General features: G+C 70.0%; 19 protein-coding genes. 14 read left to right on the top strand and 5 right to left on the bottom strand.

Translation table 11 applies throughout. The features are described 5' to 3' along the window. Positions 1-951 precede the first annotated feature (951 nt). The 9 genes from ACFU97_RS35070 to ACFU97_RS35030 all read left to right on the top strand — a co-directional run bounded on the left by ACFU97_RS35070 (position 952) and on the right by ACFU97_RS35030 (position 7,371). Complete coding sequence (locus ACFU97_RS35070) at positions 952-1,497, top strand: hypothetical protein (protein ID WP_384264652.1); 546 nt, start codon at positions 952-954, stop codon at positions 1,495-1,497. Between the two features lie 511 nt (positions 1,498-2,008). Next, entirely contained in the window at positions 2,009-2,413 is a 405-nt protein-coding gene (locus tag ACFU97_RS35065) for a DUF2958 domain-containing protein (protein ID WP_384264651.1), read from the top strand. Between the two features lie 68 nt (positions 2,414-2,481). Further along, complete coding sequence (locus ACFU97_RS35060; protein WP_384264649.1) at positions 2,482-2,847, top strand: hypothetical protein; 366 nt, start codon at positions 2,482-2,484, stop codon at positions 2,845-2,847. A gap of 29 nt (positions 2,848-2,876) precedes the next feature. Next, on the top strand, positions 2,877-3,164 hold the full coding sequence (locus ACFU97_RS35055) for a hypothetical protein (protein WP_384264647.1): 288 nt from the start codon (positions 2,877-2,879) through the stop codon (positions 3,162-3,164). Positions 3,165-3,402: 238 nt separating this feature from the next. Then, complete coding sequence (locus ACFU97_RS35050) at positions 3,403-4,203, top strand: hypothetical protein (RefSeq protein ID WP_384264646.1); 801 nt, start codon at positions 3,403-3,405, stop codon at positions 4,201-4,203. A 65-nt stretch (positions 4,204-4,268) separates the two neighbouring features. Then, the gene (locus ACFU97_RS35045) at positions 4,269-4,712 is read left to right on the top strand and encodes a hypothetical protein (RefSeq protein ID WP_384264645.1); all 444 of its coding nucleotides are present in this window, start codon (positions 4,269-4,271) and stop codon (positions 4,710-4,712) included. Between the two features lie 199 nt (positions 4,713-4,911). Continuing rightward, positions 4,912-5,151, top strand: a complete 240-nt coding sequence (locus ACFU97_RS35040) for a hypothetical protein (RefSeq protein ID WP_384264643.1) — start codon at positions 4,912-4,914, stop codon at positions 5,149-5,151. Between the two features lie 57 nt (positions 5,152-5,208). Continuing rightward, positions 5,209-5,580: a hypothetical protein gene (locus tag ACFU97_RS35035; RefSeq protein WP_384264641.1), complete on the top strand. Its 372-nt coding sequence runs from the start codon at positions 5,209-5,211 to the stop codon at positions 5,578-5,580. A gap of 132 nt (positions 5,581-5,712) precedes the next feature. Continuing rightward, positions 5,713-7,371 carry a ParB/RepB/Spo0J family partition protein gene (locus ACFU97_RS35030; RefSeq protein WP_384264639.1) on the top strand — a complete coding sequence of 553 codons (1,659 nt, stop codon included), beginning with the start codon at positions 5,713-5,715 and terminating at the stop codon, positions 7,369-7,371. A 232-nt stretch (positions 7,372-7,603) separates the two neighbouring features. On the opposite strand, the gene ACFU97_RS35025 is transcribed toward ACFU97_RS35030, so the two are convergent. After that, a complete protein-coding gene (locus ACFU97_RS35025; RefSeq protein WP_384264637.1) occupies positions 7,604-7,981 on the bottom strand; it encodes a nuclear transport factor 2 family protein in 378 nt (125 codons plus the stop codon). 293 nt (positions 7,982-8,274) lie between these two features. On the opposite strand from ACFU97_RS35025, the gene ACFU97_RS35020 reads away from it, so the two are divergent. Continuing rightward, positions 8,275-8,901 carry a hypothetical protein gene (locus tag ACFU97_RS35020; RefSeq protein ID WP_384264635.1) on the top strand — a complete coding sequence of 209 codons (627 nt, stop codon included), beginning with the start codon at positions 8,275-8,277 and terminating at the stop codon, positions 8,899-8,901. A gap of 177 nt (positions 8,902-9,078) precedes the next feature. On the opposite strand, the gene ACFU97_RS35015 is transcribed toward ACFU97_RS35020, so the two are convergent. The 3 genes from ACFU97_RS35015 to ACFU97_RS35005 form a co-directional block, all read right to left on the bottom strand. Then, the gene (locus ACFU97_RS35015; RefSeq protein ID WP_384264633.1) at positions 9,079-9,732 is read right to left on the bottom strand and encodes a class I SAM-dependent methyltransferase; all 654 of its coding nucleotides are present in this window, start codon (positions 9,730-9,732) and stop codon (positions 9,079-9,081) included. A gap of 80 nt (positions 9,733-9,812) precedes the next feature. Continuing rightward, on the bottom strand, positions 9,813-10,313 hold the full coding sequence (locus ACFU97_RS35010; protein ID WP_384264632.1) for a hypothetical protein: 501 nt from the start codon (positions 10,311-10,313) through the stop codon (positions 9,813-9,815). 198 nt (positions 10,314-10,511) lie between these two features. After that, positions 10,512-11,198 carry a DUF6415 family natural product biosynthesis protein gene (locus ACFU97_RS35005; protein WP_384264630.1) on the bottom strand — a complete coding sequence of 229 codons (687 nt, stop codon included), beginning with the start codon at positions 11,196-11,198 and terminating at the stop codon, positions 10,512-10,514. Positions 11,199-11,330: 132 nt separating this feature from the next. On the opposite strand from ACFU97_RS35005, the gene ACFU97_RS35000 reads away from it, so the two are divergent. From ACFU97_RS35000 to ACFU97_RS34985, 4 genes are all read left to right on the top strand, one after another. Next, positions 11,331-11,597 (top strand): hypothetical protein, encoded by a 267-nt coding sequence (locus ACFU97_RS35000; RefSeq protein ID WP_384264628.1) that lies wholly within the window; start codon positions 11,331-11,333, stop codon positions 11,595-11,597. After that, positions 11,563-12,096, top strand: coding sequence for a DUF6879 family protein (locus tag ACFU97_RS34995; RefSeq protein ID WP_384264626.1), 534 nt, complete (start codon positions 11,563-11,565; stop codon positions 12,094-12,096). The genes ACFU97_RS35000 and ACFU97_RS34995 overlap by 35 nt, the downstream gene beginning before the upstream one ends. 27 nt (positions 12,097-12,123) lie before the next feature. Continuing rightward, complete coding sequence (locus ACFU97_RS34990; RefSeq protein ID WP_384264624.1) at positions 12,124-12,978, top strand: Scr1 family TA system antitoxin-like transcriptional regulator; 855 nt, start codon at positions 12,124-12,126, stop codon at positions 12,976-12,978. A 423-nt stretch (positions 12,979-13,401) separates the two neighbouring features. Further along, on the top strand, positions 13,402-14,112 hold the full coding sequence (locus tag ACFU97_RS34985) for a hypothetical protein (protein ID WP_384264623.1): 711 nt from the start codon (positions 13,402-13,404) through the stop codon (positions 14,110-14,112). A 113-nt stretch (positions 14,113-14,225) separates the two neighbouring features. Here the strand turns inward: ACFU97_RS34985 and ACFU97_RS34980 are convergent, their stop codons facing one another. Next, positions 14,226-14,837 carry an ATP/GTP-binding protein gene (locus tag ACFU97_RS34980; protein ID WP_384264621.1) on the bottom strand — a complete coding sequence of 204 codons (612 nt, stop codon included), beginning with the start codon at positions 14,835-14,837 and terminating at the stop codon, positions 14,226-14,228. Positions 14,838-15,065: the final 228 nt, after the last annotated feature.

The following is a 15,065-nucleotide window of genomic DNA, read 5'->3' as shown; positions in this document are numbered from 1 at the left end:
CGGTCTGCTCCGCAGACACGACGCGCCGCCGCTACGCGGCGGTCAACTCCCTTGCTCCGCAAGAGAGTTGATATACCGTCACTCCGTGACGGTATCCGAATTGCTCCGCAATTCGGCAAGGAATTCGCTCCGCGAATTCCTTGAAAGGCGCGGCTAGGTGGTGGGGGGTGCGCCGGGACCGGCCCTGTTTGAAGGTCATCTGATGAGCCCTCAGATTGTTTGCGGGTCCTCCTGGTTGGGAATCGGAAGGCCCGGGCTTCTGCTGTGTAGATTCAGGTTGCTGATCCTATTCTGCGGGTGTGCGGAGTTGAGTGTTTGTCAGCTGATTGGGTGTGGGGGGCGGGGAATCTCCGATCCCCTTCGGGGAAAGGGAATTGACGGGTGTTCCGTGGGGGGACGTATTTCATGGAATGCTCTGGCTCTTCTTGCTTGCGTGGGGAGTTAGAGGCTGCCCGGGGCATGTCGTGCGCGGGAGAGCCCGGCGCGCCTCGCGCGGGGAGGGAAGGGCGGCAGATGCCCGGCGGCGCCCGCGAGGGAGCTGGCGGCCGTCACGCGGCCTCAGGGGCGGGAGGGCGAACCGGTCCAGCACCGGTCCGGAATCCCCCATACGCGGGCTCACGGGGCCCGGACGGGCGCCACAGCCAATACAGCGCGGAGGCACCAGCCGACGCGCGCGAGCTGACTAGAGACCGGTCCCATCCCCGAGGCCATCCGCACACCCACCCACATACAGGCACGAGGAACAGCAGAAGGGGATGTCAGCAGCCTGACCACGCTCATGCGTCTCTCTGGCCAGGGACGATCCCGAGCCGGCCCCGGCGTCAACGTGACAGTTGTGGAGCGTAGTTGGGGTGGGAGTTGGGGTGAGGGTTGTTGTGAGGGTTGTCGCGCCCCTCGCGTGAGATTATATTTAGCATCGTCGGAAAAGACTACTGAGGGAGACCTGGGAGCATGGCAACTCCAGTGGAGCGAGCGCGCGGTGGGCGGATCGCCGTCGCCGCATTCGCGGCCCGGCGGGCCGAACACGAGCCGTTCACCATCGACGGGTTCACCGCTGTCGCGCTGTTGGCCGTCGACGCATACGCCAAGTACCACCAGGACCCGCCGTTTCAGGACCAGGCGGAAAGGGGAATGGCGGATGCTCTGTCCACTCTCGGGGAAACGGCGACCGCTGTTTTTCATTACATGGACGGGACGATGAAAGCGGCCGATCTCTACACGCGCGCAGCGCGCATTGCCGTTACCGGAATCTGGGGAATCGGCGAGTGCGCGCCCGATGTCATCTCGGAGGAAAACAACGCGGCCGCTTTGCTTGCGGCTCTGTCCCTCACGTGCTCGGCATTGTGGGAGGACACCACCGAAGTCGAAATGCTCGACGAGACGTACGCGCGCTACACGTCCGAAGCGGAAGATACGCGGTTCGCTTTCGCCCGACGCGTCCGGCGCCTCGTGGAAGCCGAAGCCGTCAGGGGTGCAGCGGTGCGGCAGTTTCACTGAAGGCTTCGACCCACCACCGGAGGGGAGAGATCATGCATCAGGTGTATCCCGACTTCCCGTCACAACCCGGAGTTCCGCGCGGGGGGTTCACGGTCTACGCCGTGACGGCCCGCTTCCCGAACGGGCGCGAGGTCGAGGTGGGCGTGTGGCAGGGCGACGCCGAGGGGGCGGGAGAGGCTGCGCTGAGGGCGTACGGGCGGTATCACGCAGGTGCGTACGTTGAAGTTCTGTGCGACGGTGGCCCGTTCGCCTACGTGACGCACGACCCGCGTACGCACGCGAAGGTGCCGTTCCTGTGCCAGCCGGGGTTTTGCTGGCACCGCGAGTGCGGCTTGGTTCCTCCGGAGGAGTGCGGTTGCCGTGATCGGATCGTGCGAAGTGGTGGCGCCGCATAGCCATTCGAGAGTATAGTTAGCAACGTTGGGAACGGCGGCAACCGGTCCCAGCGCAACCCACCGAGTGGGGGCGGCGGACCGGCCGCCCCCGCACCGAACAGAAGGAGCACTCTCCTATGGGGCATGACCGTCCGTCTTCCGTGACCCTGCCGAACGGCGTCGAGTGGTCGGTTCCGGCCGAAACACTCCGCGCCCGACGTGGTCACGACTTCTACCCCACGCTCGGCCAGCGCGCGGCGATCCCTCCGCTGTACAGCACCGAGGACACCCCCGTCCCGGACAAGATCGTCCACTTGCACTACTTCGGCGCGGGCTGCATGGACTGGTTCGTTACCGAGCTCGACCCCACCTGCGGTCTGGCGTTCGGATGGGCCCACATCACGGACAGCGAATGGGGCTACGTTCTGCTGCCCGAGCTGGAGTCGATCGCGTACTGCGGGCTGGTCATCGAGCGCGACCTGCATTGGGATCCCAAGCCGGTCCGTGACGTGCCGCAGATCGCACGCGCCGGCCGCTTCTGACCCTCACGGGCGGGGGGCGTCCGGCAAGGCGCCCCCCGCCCCCTCCAACCCACCCCAGGGGAGCATGCATGTTCTACGAGGACGAGACGACGGCCGACGCCTTGCAGGCCGACCACGAAGCCCAGCTGGATGCCGACGTGCAGCAGGCCGAGATGGAAGCCGCCGCGCAGCGGTCGCAGGCACACGAGAAGGCGGGGTACTGCGCGCACCTGAGCGCCGTGGGCTACCTCCCCGAGCCGGTCTACGAGGAGCAGCGCGGTCTGCAGCCGGGCCAGCTTCGCTGCACCGGCGGGTGCGCCACGGTCTTCGAGTCGGACGAGGCCTGGTACGCCGCCCTGGACAGCCCGGAGTTGAACCCCGTCAAGCGCACCGGCCGCCGAGGCGGGACCCCTCTGCGGCAGGCCGACAGCGCCGGGCCGAGCGGAGGCGCATGATGCGCCGGGAGGGTCCGTTCCCACGCCCGATGAACAGCGCCGAGGCCCGCGAACTCTGGGCGATCATCGGGCGCGTCATGTCGGACAGCGCCCGCGACGTCGCCCGCCAGACCCGCATCCCCCCTCACCGGCTCTTCAAAGCGGTTGCGCGTGACACGGTCCTCCACGAAGTGACCACCGTGTTCCTGCACGCCAACGAGCGCGGAGCGCTCCCTGGAGAATCCGCCGATGAGGCCCGCGCGTACCTGACTCACGCACTGCGCACGTTCATCGAGCGAGGACGCGCCGCCCTGCACACAGACCCTCCCCGCCCGTAGGCGAGCCAGACGCCCCACCGGCCGCCTGCGATGAGCGCGGAGCGCTCCCGCCCCCTCCCCCGAGCGCGGAGCGCTCCGCGCGCCCCCTGCCGCGTAGCGGCAGCGCGACGCGTCTGCGGAGCAGACCGCGCGCACCAGGACGTCACCACCGCTGCGCCCCGATGCCGGCACCCGTGCGCGGCACCGCCCGTCATCTCCCCCACCGGCACCAACCCACCACATCCGAAGGAGCCCCGGAATGGACCCGGCACCCCTGACCGTCGAGACCCCGACCGGCTCCGTGCACGCCTTCACCGAGCTCAAAGGTGACGACGCGGTGATCTACACGCTCGGAGGCGTACTGCGCGGCGCCCTCCACGTCACCGGCACCCACCACCCGGAACACTGGGACCAGTTCACCGCACTGCGCGTCACGTTCGGCGCCGCCGACGCCATGGCGGACCTCCCGCCCGCCGATTCCCTGCCGCGGCTGCGCAACAGCCGCGCTCTGCACACCGGCCACCTTCTGACGTGGGACGGCCCGGCCGGTCCTCAGCAGGAACTGAGCGCGATCCAGTGCGCGTCCGGCAGGCCGGTTGCCCCCCGGACCGCCGAAACGCTGCGGACCGTCCTGCACGCCGTAGCCGAGAACGCCGCCCAGCGCCCCGACCGGGCCAGGATCCTTGAGGCCTCCCGCATCCGCGAGACCCCCGCCCTGCTGCGGTTCTTCGCGTCCTCCCGCCACAACTCGCAGGCCGACATTGCGCGCTACACATGCCGCGCCGCCCGCGACCGGCGACAGGCCCGGGTCGTCACCGCCGCCTGGTGGACCGCCGCACAGTGGTGCATCACCCAGCCCCACCCCGTCCTCGCGCTGCTGCTGGCCGACCAGCCCGGCTCACTCGCCCGCGCCAGCGACGCCCGCACACAGGGCGCCGCCGCCTACGAGGACGCCGCCGCCCAGGAGCACCGCCGCATGCAGCGCTTCGCGGCCGAAGCCGCCTCCCTGCGTGCCCAGATGCGCCCAGGCCGGCGCAACGCCGCCAGCTCCACCAGCTGAGACCCGCCCGCCCGCAGAATCCGACCCCCACGGGTCGAGCCCTGCACCGACCGGAAGGAACGTTCATGCCCGACAGCACCGGAAGCCCGCGCCGCGAACTGCGCGCCGACGAGGTCACCGTGACCACCGACGAGGGCGGCCGACCTGTCGTCCTGCTGCCCGACGACGTCATCGCCGCCCTGAACACCGCCTCCCGCAGGGACGTCAAGGACTACGGGATCGAGGGATCCGAGTCCCGCCACTACGCCGCCAACTCCTGGGAGGCCCGCACCATCCAGACGATCTTCGACGCGGTCACCGCCTGCCCCGACGTCGAGGACAGCGACAAGCACGCCGTCAGGTACGGCACCTTCCACGGCGCCGTCGTGGCGCACCGCCACTACAACCAGGACACCCGCTGGTGGGCCGACTACCTCCGCGACCGTGACGAGTGGCCGCGCGGCAACCTGGTCATGCTGTACCGCTACCCCGGGCACCGCGAGCACAGGACCGTCTACTTCGGCGACTGAACCCGCCCGGGGCAGCCCGCTGCGCGGCGGACTGCCCCGGTCCGCACGCCGCACCCGGGCCCGCAGCCCCGCCACCCGCCACCGCGCAGACCGCCGCCGCGCAGACCGCCGCCGGTCGCAGCGCCGAGCCCTCCGCCCTTGGCTCAACCGGCCGGCCACGCCCTTCCGCCTGGCGGCAGCCCGCCCCCGAAGGAGACCCGTGTTCGTCGTCGTCCCCGATCCTGCCCACGGCCTCGTCGCCGCTCCCGAGTCCGAAGCCGACCTCAACCCACTCACCGAACAGGCCCTCACCGCCCAGGGGTTCACCTGGCACAGCGGGATCGAGGCCTACACGCGCACGGTCGACAGCAGCCCCGAAGCCGTCGACCGCACCGCCCGCACACTCCGCGACCTGGGCTGCTACGTGCTCACCTCCTGGCTCCCCCTGCCCGGCAGGTGACAGGCCCGCACGCACCGCCCCCGACCGCCACACGGCACCGAACAGGACGTCATCCCCATGACCACCGCGCAGAACCCGCCACCCCCCAACCCCCGCCAGGCCAAGGGCTTTCTCGTCACCCTGTCGATCCCGCCGACCGTTCCCGCGTCCCGCCTGCACCGGTGCGACGTCTTCGCCCTCCCCGAGCAGCCGCGCCAAGCGCTCACCCTGGACGGCGTCCGGCCGCACCCGGCCCTCGCCGGACGCCTGCTCATCGACCTTCACGGCGTGACGGAGCCGCTCACGCTCAGCAGCAGCGAGCCCGTGCACCCTCTGTCGATGCCCCGCCGCGTCGCAATGGCCTGCCAGGTGTGCGGGGCGGCGACGGCAATGTCCCTCGATCTCGTCGCGTACGGCGAGCCGAAGACATGGGTGTGCCGTCTGCATTGACGGCTCCCGGAGCCGCGATCCGGAGAGATCAACGGCTTGACACCTCCACGTTTGAGAGTAGATTTATGACTGTCGGTTCGGGCGGCAACCCGAACCGCGCAACCCACCAAGTGATCTAGGAGCGATCCTTCCGTGAGCACCCCACCCCCGGTGCGCGCAGCCCTGCTGCGCACCGATCAGATCCACGCCAACCCGCGCAACGTCCGCCACAGCCTCGAACTGGACGAGGAATTCCTCAACTCCATCGAGGAGAACGGCGTCCTGGTCCCCGTCGTGGTCGTCCAGCAGGACCAGGACGGCCCGGACGCGGAGGCCGTCTACGAGCTCAAAATGGGCCACCGCCGGCACGCGGCCGCCCGGCTGCGCGGGATCGAGTCCGTTGCCTCGCTCATCCTGGATGCCTCACTGCGCGAAGCGGGCCAGGACTACATCGAGCAGCTGATCGAGAACGACGCCTCCTTCCGCCGCGCGCTCAGCCCGCTGGAGCAGGCCGACGCCCTGTTCGGCGCGCTGGAGGACGGCGCGAGCGTCGCCATCGTCGCCCGCCGCACCGGCCGCAGCAAGGAACAGGTCAGCCAGGCCGCCGACGCCGCCAGGCGGCTGGGCCAGGGCACCCGCACGGTGCTGGAGGCCAACGACGCCTACGACCTCGACCTCGAAGTCCTCGCCGCCCTCGGCGAGTTCGACGACGACCCCAACGCCGTGGCCCGCCTGATCAAGGCCCACCAGAACGGCACCTTCACCTACGAGCTGAGCCAGGAGCGCACCGAGCGTACCGAGCGCACGGCCCGAAAGGCCCGTTGCGCCGAGCTCAAGCGGGACGGGATCCGGCTATGGGAGGACGCCAGCAACCTCCCGCCGCGCGCGCAGTGGCTCGAGGACCTGGTGGATGCCGACGGCCAGGACCTGGACGAGGCGGCGCATGCCCGCTGCCCCGGTCACGCCGTGGTGTGGGACGACACCGGCAGCGCCGACCCGGCCGCCGTCGCCGCCCTGTGCCTCAACCCCGCCGCCTACAGCCACTACACCCCCGGCACCGAGCCCGCCGCCCGGCACACGAGCAGCACGGCGGCCGACCCTGGTGACCAGAATGACGACGCCGAGGACGGGCACGAAGGCGCAGAGGAGGACGAGGAGGCCAAGCGCGCGGCCGCCGAACAGGCCGAGCGGGCCCGCGCCGAAGCCGAGGCGAAGGCGGCCGCCGAGGCCGCCGAGCGGAAGAAGGAGCACCACCGCAAGATCGCAGGGAACAAGGCCTACCGGGCCGCGGCCGAGGCCCGCCGCGCCTTCCTGCGGCAGCTGCTCGCCCGCAAGAGCGCGCCCAAGCCGCTCAGTGCGTGGGTCACCCGGACGCTGCTGACCTGCCCCAAGCCCGTGCAGTCCTGGACCGGTGACACCACCCGCTCCGCGATCCTGGCCGACCTGCTCGCCGTCGCCACCGACGAGAACACGGCGGCCAGCGCGGAGCAACGGGCCACCTGGACCGGCAGCAGCGCCACCCCCACCCGCCTGCTCTTCGTCAACTTCGCGGTGATCGCCGCCTGTTACGAGAAGCGGATCGAGAAGCCGAACACCTGGCGCCAGGACCAGCCCGACTGGGACACCGAGGAGATCCGGGCCGACGCCCGCCTCTATCTGGCCTTCCTCGCCGAACTCGGCCACCAGCTCTCCCCCGTTGAGCGCAACATCATCGACGACACCCCGTTCGAGACCGAGGAAGAGCCCGCCGCAACGCCACTCAACGACGCGGACAACGGCGAGCCCGCCCAGGGCGCCGACCCCGAGGACTGAGCACCACGGCCGGGGCGTCCAAGCAGGCGCCCCGGCCCCCTCCCCGGCACGCAGCCCCCTGCCTCCCGACACCGGTCCCGCCCGGGTGCCGCGAGGACGCCGCCTTCCCGGTGAGAACCGCACAGCACCGCTGCGACGTCCTCGGCGGCGGCCAGGATCCACTGCACTGCCCCGGCACGTGGGGGCTAGTGCTGTGACCGCATAGGTTCACCGGGAAGCCGGGAAGGGCGACTCAGGAGGCGGACGGTTCGATCTCCCCCGCAAAGACAATGACCTGGTCGATGAGACTCCGCCGCAGATGGACGACGTCCGTTCCCCCCAGGCGGGGACCTCCATCCGGCGTGGTAAAGACCCACCGGTACCGGGCCCACTCGTCAGGCATGTCCACCGCCGAGCAGCGCACCATCGTGCCGGTCCCCGCCGGGTGGCGCCGGATGTCCAGCACGAACCGCTCGACCGCCGCGATTCCTTCGCTGCGACCCAACGGCCCCCAGAAGACCACGTCTGAGGTCAGAGCCTGGGAGAGCAAAGCAGTCACATAGCTGTCGTCCGAGGCGTTGAACGCGGAGATGAACGTGTCGATCGCGGAGCGTGCAATCTCTTCCTGCATGCCCCAGTAATACCAGCCGTTTCGCGTGCGCTCGTCCCGCGAGCCGGCTTCCGATCACGGTGAACCATGCCGGTCACAGCACTAGAAGACCACGGCCCCACCATGCTCACCGCCGGCCGGCCGACGACCTCCCACGAACCCAACACCGGGGGACGAGGTGCGGCAGCCCTCCTGCGACCGGCTCCCATCTCAGGAGAGGGGATGCCCGCGGGTATCCGAACCTGCGCCCGGACAGAGGGTCCCCGGCCCGCGGTGCCCACCGCCCCACCCGCTGATGCGAAGGAAGCCTCCCCGTGCAGCTCGATCCGCGCCGCGGCGCACTCTGCGTGATGCAGGCGACCATCACCACCCCCTCAGGGCAGGCCGAGTTCGTGTCGCTGTCCATGCCCACCGCCCCCCACGGCACCCCCGCCTGGCAGCTGCCCACCGTCGTCTCCTACCTGCACGCCCGCAGCGAGAACAAGAGGCCGCCCACCGCCACCTCGCTCACCGCCCACCTGCGCAGCCGGGCGGGCGCCGCCATCCCCTCCCCCGCCGCCAACTACCCCTACGCCGCCATGCACGACGACCGGGTCACCTGCCTGATCAGCCTCACCATGGCACCCGGGCAGGACACCTCCTGGCCACAGGCCTCACTTGCCCTCCTCCAGCAGGAAACCCGCCCCAGCCGCTGCAGCTGGAGCAGCCTCGAGCACGCACGCGGCACACTCGCCGTCCTTGGCCGCGCCCTGACTGAAGCCGAAGCCGAACAGTGCCGCCTCGCCGACCTCGTACGGCAAAACCCTCACCCGGCCGCGACCGAGCTGCACCGCCTGGCCCAACGCGTCACCCGATGGACCTGCGGCATGCACGAGATGGCCCGCGCCGCTCACACCGCCGCCCGCGCCGCAGACGCCCGCCGAGCCCTGCGCGCCATCTGAGGAACTGGGCGAGACACCCGCACGTCCCTGACCGAACTCCGCTCCCCGGAGGCGTCATTGATCACGGACCTGCTCGACTCGCGTTTCATCGCGACATGCCTCCTCGCCGACCTCAGCGCCGTCATGGCCGTCGAAGGCCCGCAGACGAGAAGCACGCGACAGGTCATCCGATGTCGCTCAAGCGTGGGCTTGGACGAGCAGTGTGCCGATGTGTCCGGGCCGCGGCGCATCCCACACCCGAGCTTCAGCTGTGGCAAAGCCGGCCCGGAGAAGATGCCGCTCCCACACCGTAGGCCGGTAGCTGTACCGGTAGGTGAACATAGCCCTGCCTGCGAAGCCGCCCTTGTACATGCCCTGCGGGCCGTACGCGCCGGGGATCGCCGGGGGCTGCGAGAAGACGAACACCCCGCCGCGGTTGAGCCGTTGCCGCACGAGCGGGAAGAGCCGGCTCGGGTCGGTGAACCAGGCCGCCCCAAAGATCGAGTAGACCGTGTCGTAGGTGTCCGCGCAGGCGGCCAGCCACTCCAGCACCTCGCCACACTCGAACACGGCGCCGGTGTGCGCCCACCGTTCGGTGGTCTTCTTCACCATGACCGGGGAGAGGTCGACGCCGGTCGCCTGCACGCCCTGTTGCGCGAGGTGGGCGGCGGCGCGACCGGTGCCGCAGCCGATCTCGAGCACGCGGCGTGGATTGCCGAGGAGTTCCGGCCCGGGCCCGTGTCCGGCGTACTGGGTCCAGCAGAAGGCGGGCTCGGCGTCGTCCTTGAAGGCCGATTCGGCGTAGGCGTCCCACAGTTCCCTCTCGGCGGCGATGTCGTGGGGTACAGGCACAGCGCGTTCCTCTGGCTCGTTTGGGGATGCGGAGTCCCCGCCCTCCGGGGAACGTGAGGGCGGGGGCGACTGTAGCCGGGTCAGTGGCTGTCGGGGACCTTGTCGTCGCACGGCGAGCAGTCCGCGCCGTCGATCGCCCACAGCTCCTCGTCGATGGGCCAGCCCTGCAAGCGCAGGAAGTCGCCGGTGCGCAGGCACAGCCCGTCCCCGCGGCGCTCGATGAACGGGGCGTGGTGCTTGAACCGGCCGCCGTTGTAGGCGCGGCAGAGGCCCCACCAGACGGGCGTGTCGAGGATCAGCTGGTGCACGCCGATGTCGACGAGCCGGCCCACGCCGAGGTGTCGGCCTGGGTTCTCGATGGATCCCATGACGTACATGACGGCGTTGCCGAGGATGCGTTCGGCCATGTCCCGCACCATCGTGTGGTCGCGGAGCAGGAGCGCGACCTCGCGGTCCCACAGACTCATGCCGGAGTCGAACACGTTGACGGTCAACTCCCTGATGTGCGGAGCCACGGCGTTGAGGAGCTCCCTTGGGTCCCGCGTGCGGGCGCCGGCGGGCTGCTCGAGAATGACGGTCATTGACGTTCCCTTCGGGGTTGCCGTGCCGTACGACCCGCCCCGGGCTTGTCCTATCGATGAGTGGGGCCGGGCGGGCGCTTGGGGACCCGTACCGTCGGCGTTTTCCGCTGCGCCGGGGACGGGTATCTGTGGGGCGACCTGATCTGGAGCGGTCTCCTGGGGGTGCGTCGGCTCAGGGTCAGTACCAGCACGCGGGTTTCATGACCGCAGTGCGTTCATGACCAGGATGCGGGCCACGATGCGCACGGCGTCGGGGTCCGGGCCGAGCAGGTCGATGTGCGCGCGGTGTGCCCAGATGTCCCAGCCTGGTCCGGAGTTGCCCATCTCATGGCCGGCGTAGACGGCGTCGTCCGGGTCGTCGATCGGCTCGTCGCAGTGGTGGCACACGCGCGGGGGCTGCGTGACGGCGCAGCGGTTCGGCTGTTCGTAGTGGTCAAGGAGCGCGTTCAGGGCGCGGGCCAGGCGGCGGGCGTATCCAACGGGTCCGCCATGCCTCTGGCACGGCTCGGCCTCGAGTCTGATGTGTGCTTCCCCCACGCAGCCCAAGACGCTGTTTCGGGCGATGCCGCCTGGAGCCAGCCCACAGGCCGCCTGCTCCACCTCGGGCGCGAGGAGCTGGACATGTCCGCGCAGCGTGGCGGTCAGGGTGTCGAGCTCGGCTCCTACCGGCAAAAGCGCCTCGGGGGCAATATCCGGGTCGAGAAGGAGGCGCACGCTGGCGCGCATTGTCTCCACGTCGACGGACGCCTCCTCAGTGGCTGGCTCGGGGTCAGCAGCTTGCATATGTCGGCGCTCCTCGACGGCGGTGACCACTCCCGGGGCCGTTTGCGCGGGCCACCGGGTTTCGTCGTATTCAGCCGACGCTAGAAGCGTGGTGAGCAGCACAGCCAGCCTTGTGCAAATCTGTGCACACAAGCTCATGTCAAGGACTGACGGCGTGTTAGGCACTCTTGACTGGGCCGCGTAACGGCGTGACGGTGGCGCACAGTCCTGCACAACTCCCCGACGGAGGCGGCCATGTCGCTACGGTTCATCGGCATCGACCCGAACACCGGAGACCACGAATCACCGACGGTGTGGGTCGACGAGAGCAAGCAAGAGATCGTCGTTCAGGGGTGGAAGGCTGGCCCCGAACTCACAGCGGAGTGCGCAGCTTTCCAGGTACCAGGCCACGCCGTGGGCCTCCCCGAGCACGAGGCCGTAGTCCGTATCCCCGCCAGGATGGCACCCATGATCAGGGAGGCGTGCGATGCCGTCGAACGTGCCGCCGCCCGCGTTCACTGACCTTCTGGCCGGTGCCACCCGCTCGGCCGTCCACCTCGAGATGCGCGACACCTACGCCGTCGACTACGAGTCCGGCCCCTTCGCCGCATGGCGGGACGGCCACCGGCTCGACCCGGCAGACCGTGCCTCCTGGTGGCGGCCCTGGCTCGATCTGGTCGAGGAAACCGTCGCACGCGGTGTGATCATCCGGCGGGCCCGCATCGTGTCGGAGCCCGTCAGCGAGTACACCCGCTTCCTGCACAGCTTCACCTTCACCAACGTCGCAGCCGGGGAGCAGGTGCGCTGGCTGCCCCGCCGGCGCGCCTCGGACATCGCCCTGCCGGGCAACGACTTCTGGCTCTTCGACGATCACACAGTTCTCTGGAACCACTTCACCGGCGACGGTGCGTCCGCCGGTGGAGAGGTCGCCGTGGACCCGGCCGCGGCGAAGCTGTGCGCCGAGGCCTTCGAGACGGTATGGGCCCGGGGCATCCCCCACGACCGCTACGCGATCCACTGACCCAGCGAACACCGGACAGGCCAGCTCATGCCCCACTCTCCCTCCTCGTCCGCGCAAGCCGCGCGCGAGGTAGTCGCCCAGCGGCTGCGCGACCTGCGCAAGAGCGCCGGACTGACGGTCACTGAGCTGGCCAGCCGATGCAACTGGCACCACGCCAAGACCTCGCGCATCGAAAACGCCCGCACCGCGCCCACGGCCACGGACATCCGCCGGTGGTGCCGCGCCTGCGAGGTCACCGGCCAGGCCGAGGATCTGATCGCTCAGTCCCTACACGCCGAGTCGATGTACACGGAATGGCGCACCCAAGTACGGGCGGGACTCAAAGCGTTGCAGGACAGCGAGCCACGGCTGTTCAAAGACACGGAACTGTTCCGGATCTACTCCTCAACACTCGTGCCGGGCCTGCTCCAGACCGAGGGCTACGCCGCGGGCATCCTCTCGATCAGCGCCCGCTTCCGCGACGTACCGATCGACGACAGCGCCCAGGCCGCACGCGCCCGCGTCGCACGCTCCCGCATCATCCACGAGCCGGGCCACCGCTTCGTGTTCGTCATCGAGGAAGACGCCCTACGGCACCAGATCTGCAGCACCGAGGAGATGGCCGCACAGCTCGGCTTCCTCCTCACCGCCGGCGCCCTGCCCCAGGTCTCCCTCGGCATCATCCCCATGAACACGGCCGACCGAGCCCAATGGCCGCGCGAGACCTTCCACGTCTACGACGACACACTGGTGTCGGTCGAACTCATCTCCGCCCGAGTAAAGATCACACAGCCATCCGAGATCACCCTGTATCTGCGTGCGTTCGAGCAACTGCGCACGCACGCGGTGTACGGCGCACAGGCCCGGGCCCTGATCGTGAAAGCCATCGACGCACTGAGATGAAGCCGGGGCCCTCACCCAGCGAGGCCCCCGGCGGTCCGCCGCCGCAGAGTGTTCGTCGGGATGGCTTCCCGCTCGCCCGCCCGCTGCTCGCACGGGGCCATACGACAGGCGGCCAGTCGCCGTCCGGCCCGCCTGCACGGCCCCCGGCTCCACGGGTCGGCCTGCGCGGCCGGCTCCCGTGCGAGACGAGCGATTGACACCCCCACCCACGTTGGAGCATTATTATCAACGTCGCTTCAGGGTTGGCGTGCGAATGGCCGGCGGGAAACACCTCACGGTGTCGGCCCAGGGCGGCAACCCCAGCCGAACGTCCCACCGGCCATCACGTACTCCAACCCACCAAACGGTAAGGAGTACCCCCAGCATACGGACCGGCCGCAGATCCCCTACCGCGGATGCCCGCAACGCCTCCGGAGGCTTTCCATGGCACGTACTCCCGAGCCCAAGACCCTCGAGGTCGACGGTGCCCTCTACGCCAACCGCGCCTGGATCGCCGAGGAGACCGGCGCCAGCATCCCCACCGTCCGCACCTGGTACACCAAACGCGAAACCCAGCCGGCCGCCTCCCGCTTCCCCGAAAAAGGCCCCCGCATCGACCGCGAGGACTACTTCAACGTCCAGGAAGTCCTCGCCTTCCACCGCTGGCTGAAGGAGTCCAAGCAGGCCAAGGTGCTGCCCACCGATCCGGCACTGTACGACGGCGACCCCGACGACCTCGTCTCCATCAACGACGCCGCCGCCTACTTCCACTTCGCCGACGCCTCCGTCATCCGCACCTACGTGAGGAACAACCCCGGCTACTTCGCCGACGTCGCCGGACACGTCGAAGGCCCCTCCGGACGCCTGCGCCCCGCCTTCCGCCGCGGCGACCTGCAGGACTTCGACCGCCGCCGCAACGGCGACAACACCGGCCGCGCCGGCAGCCCCGGCGGCACCCGCCCCGAACGCGGCACCCGCACCCCGGAAGTCCAACAGCGCATCGACACCGCCGCCGCCCACCTCACCAAGGCCGGCGGATACCGGCGAGGCGTCGCCGCCGAAATCGCCAAGATCCACGGCGAGCCGACGTGGAAGTGGGAACGCGCCGTCAAAGCAGCCCGCGAACAAATCGCCCGCGGCCGCGGCCAGGCGTAGGGAACCAACGCAATCGCCAACCACGGCCAACGTGAGCGAAGGCAAGGCACGCATCGCCGAGGAAGCGCCCCCCTCACCATGGCGGTGAGACAGCCGGCCTCTCGACCACGCGGTCAGGAGTTGACGGCCTGGGCCTCGCCGATGGCGGTGGTCTGGGTGGTGGTGCGGGTCTCGGTCCACTGCCCGTTGTCGGCGTCCGCCCCGCCTTGGACCTGCCAGATGATGGTCCACGTGGAGGTCGCGGTCACGGCGTAGCGGTGGCCCGGCCGGCCGGCGGAGGAGCGGGCGTAGCGGTATCCGCAGTCCGGGGAGTCCGCCAGGCCCATGGATGGCCGGTAACGGGTGCCGGGACCGTGGCAGAGCACCGGTGTGCCCCCATCACCCATGCTCCAGTTCACCGCGGACACGCGGGCGGTGGCGGTGACCGTGACACCGCCTGCCGTGGCGGTCGCGGTCGCCGGCCCGTACGTGGTCGGGCCCTGGTTCACCCACATCCACATAGGCATGCCCACCACGTAGTGGCCAGCCGGGCGGGGACTGGCGATGTCGGGCCCGACCAGTTTCATGGAGTCGACCGCCTGGCGGGAGACGGTCTCCGGGTCGACGGCGGGCGGGGCGGGCGCCTGGGCACCAGCGGCGAGCCACACCGTGCCGATGCGGCCCGTGTCCGGGCACATCACCCGGTAGACCGCCCCCTTGCCGCCCTGCCGTTTGCCGTCCCGCACGGCAAGGTTGTCGGCCGGCGGCTGCGGATCCAGCCTGGTGTAGGCGCACTTCGGCGCGCCAGAGGCCCGCGAGTGCCGCGTGGCACTGGCCGGCCCTTGATGTCTGCGGGGCTACGGCCGGGCGTTCTGTTGCCGTCCTGCGCGCACACGGTGATGGTCAGCGGCGCGCCTTCACAGGTGGGGGTGTTGCCCACGCCGGGTCCGTCAGAGGCGTATGCGGTGGGTCCC

It is taken from the genome of Streptomyces sp. NPDC057616, assembly GCF_042800575.1.
In the GTDB taxonomy this organism is placed as follows: domain Bacteria; phylum Actinomycetota; class Actinomycetes; order Streptomycetales; family Streptomycetaceae; genus Streptomyces.
This window is presented reverse-complemented; position numbering and strand designations above follow the sequence as displayed.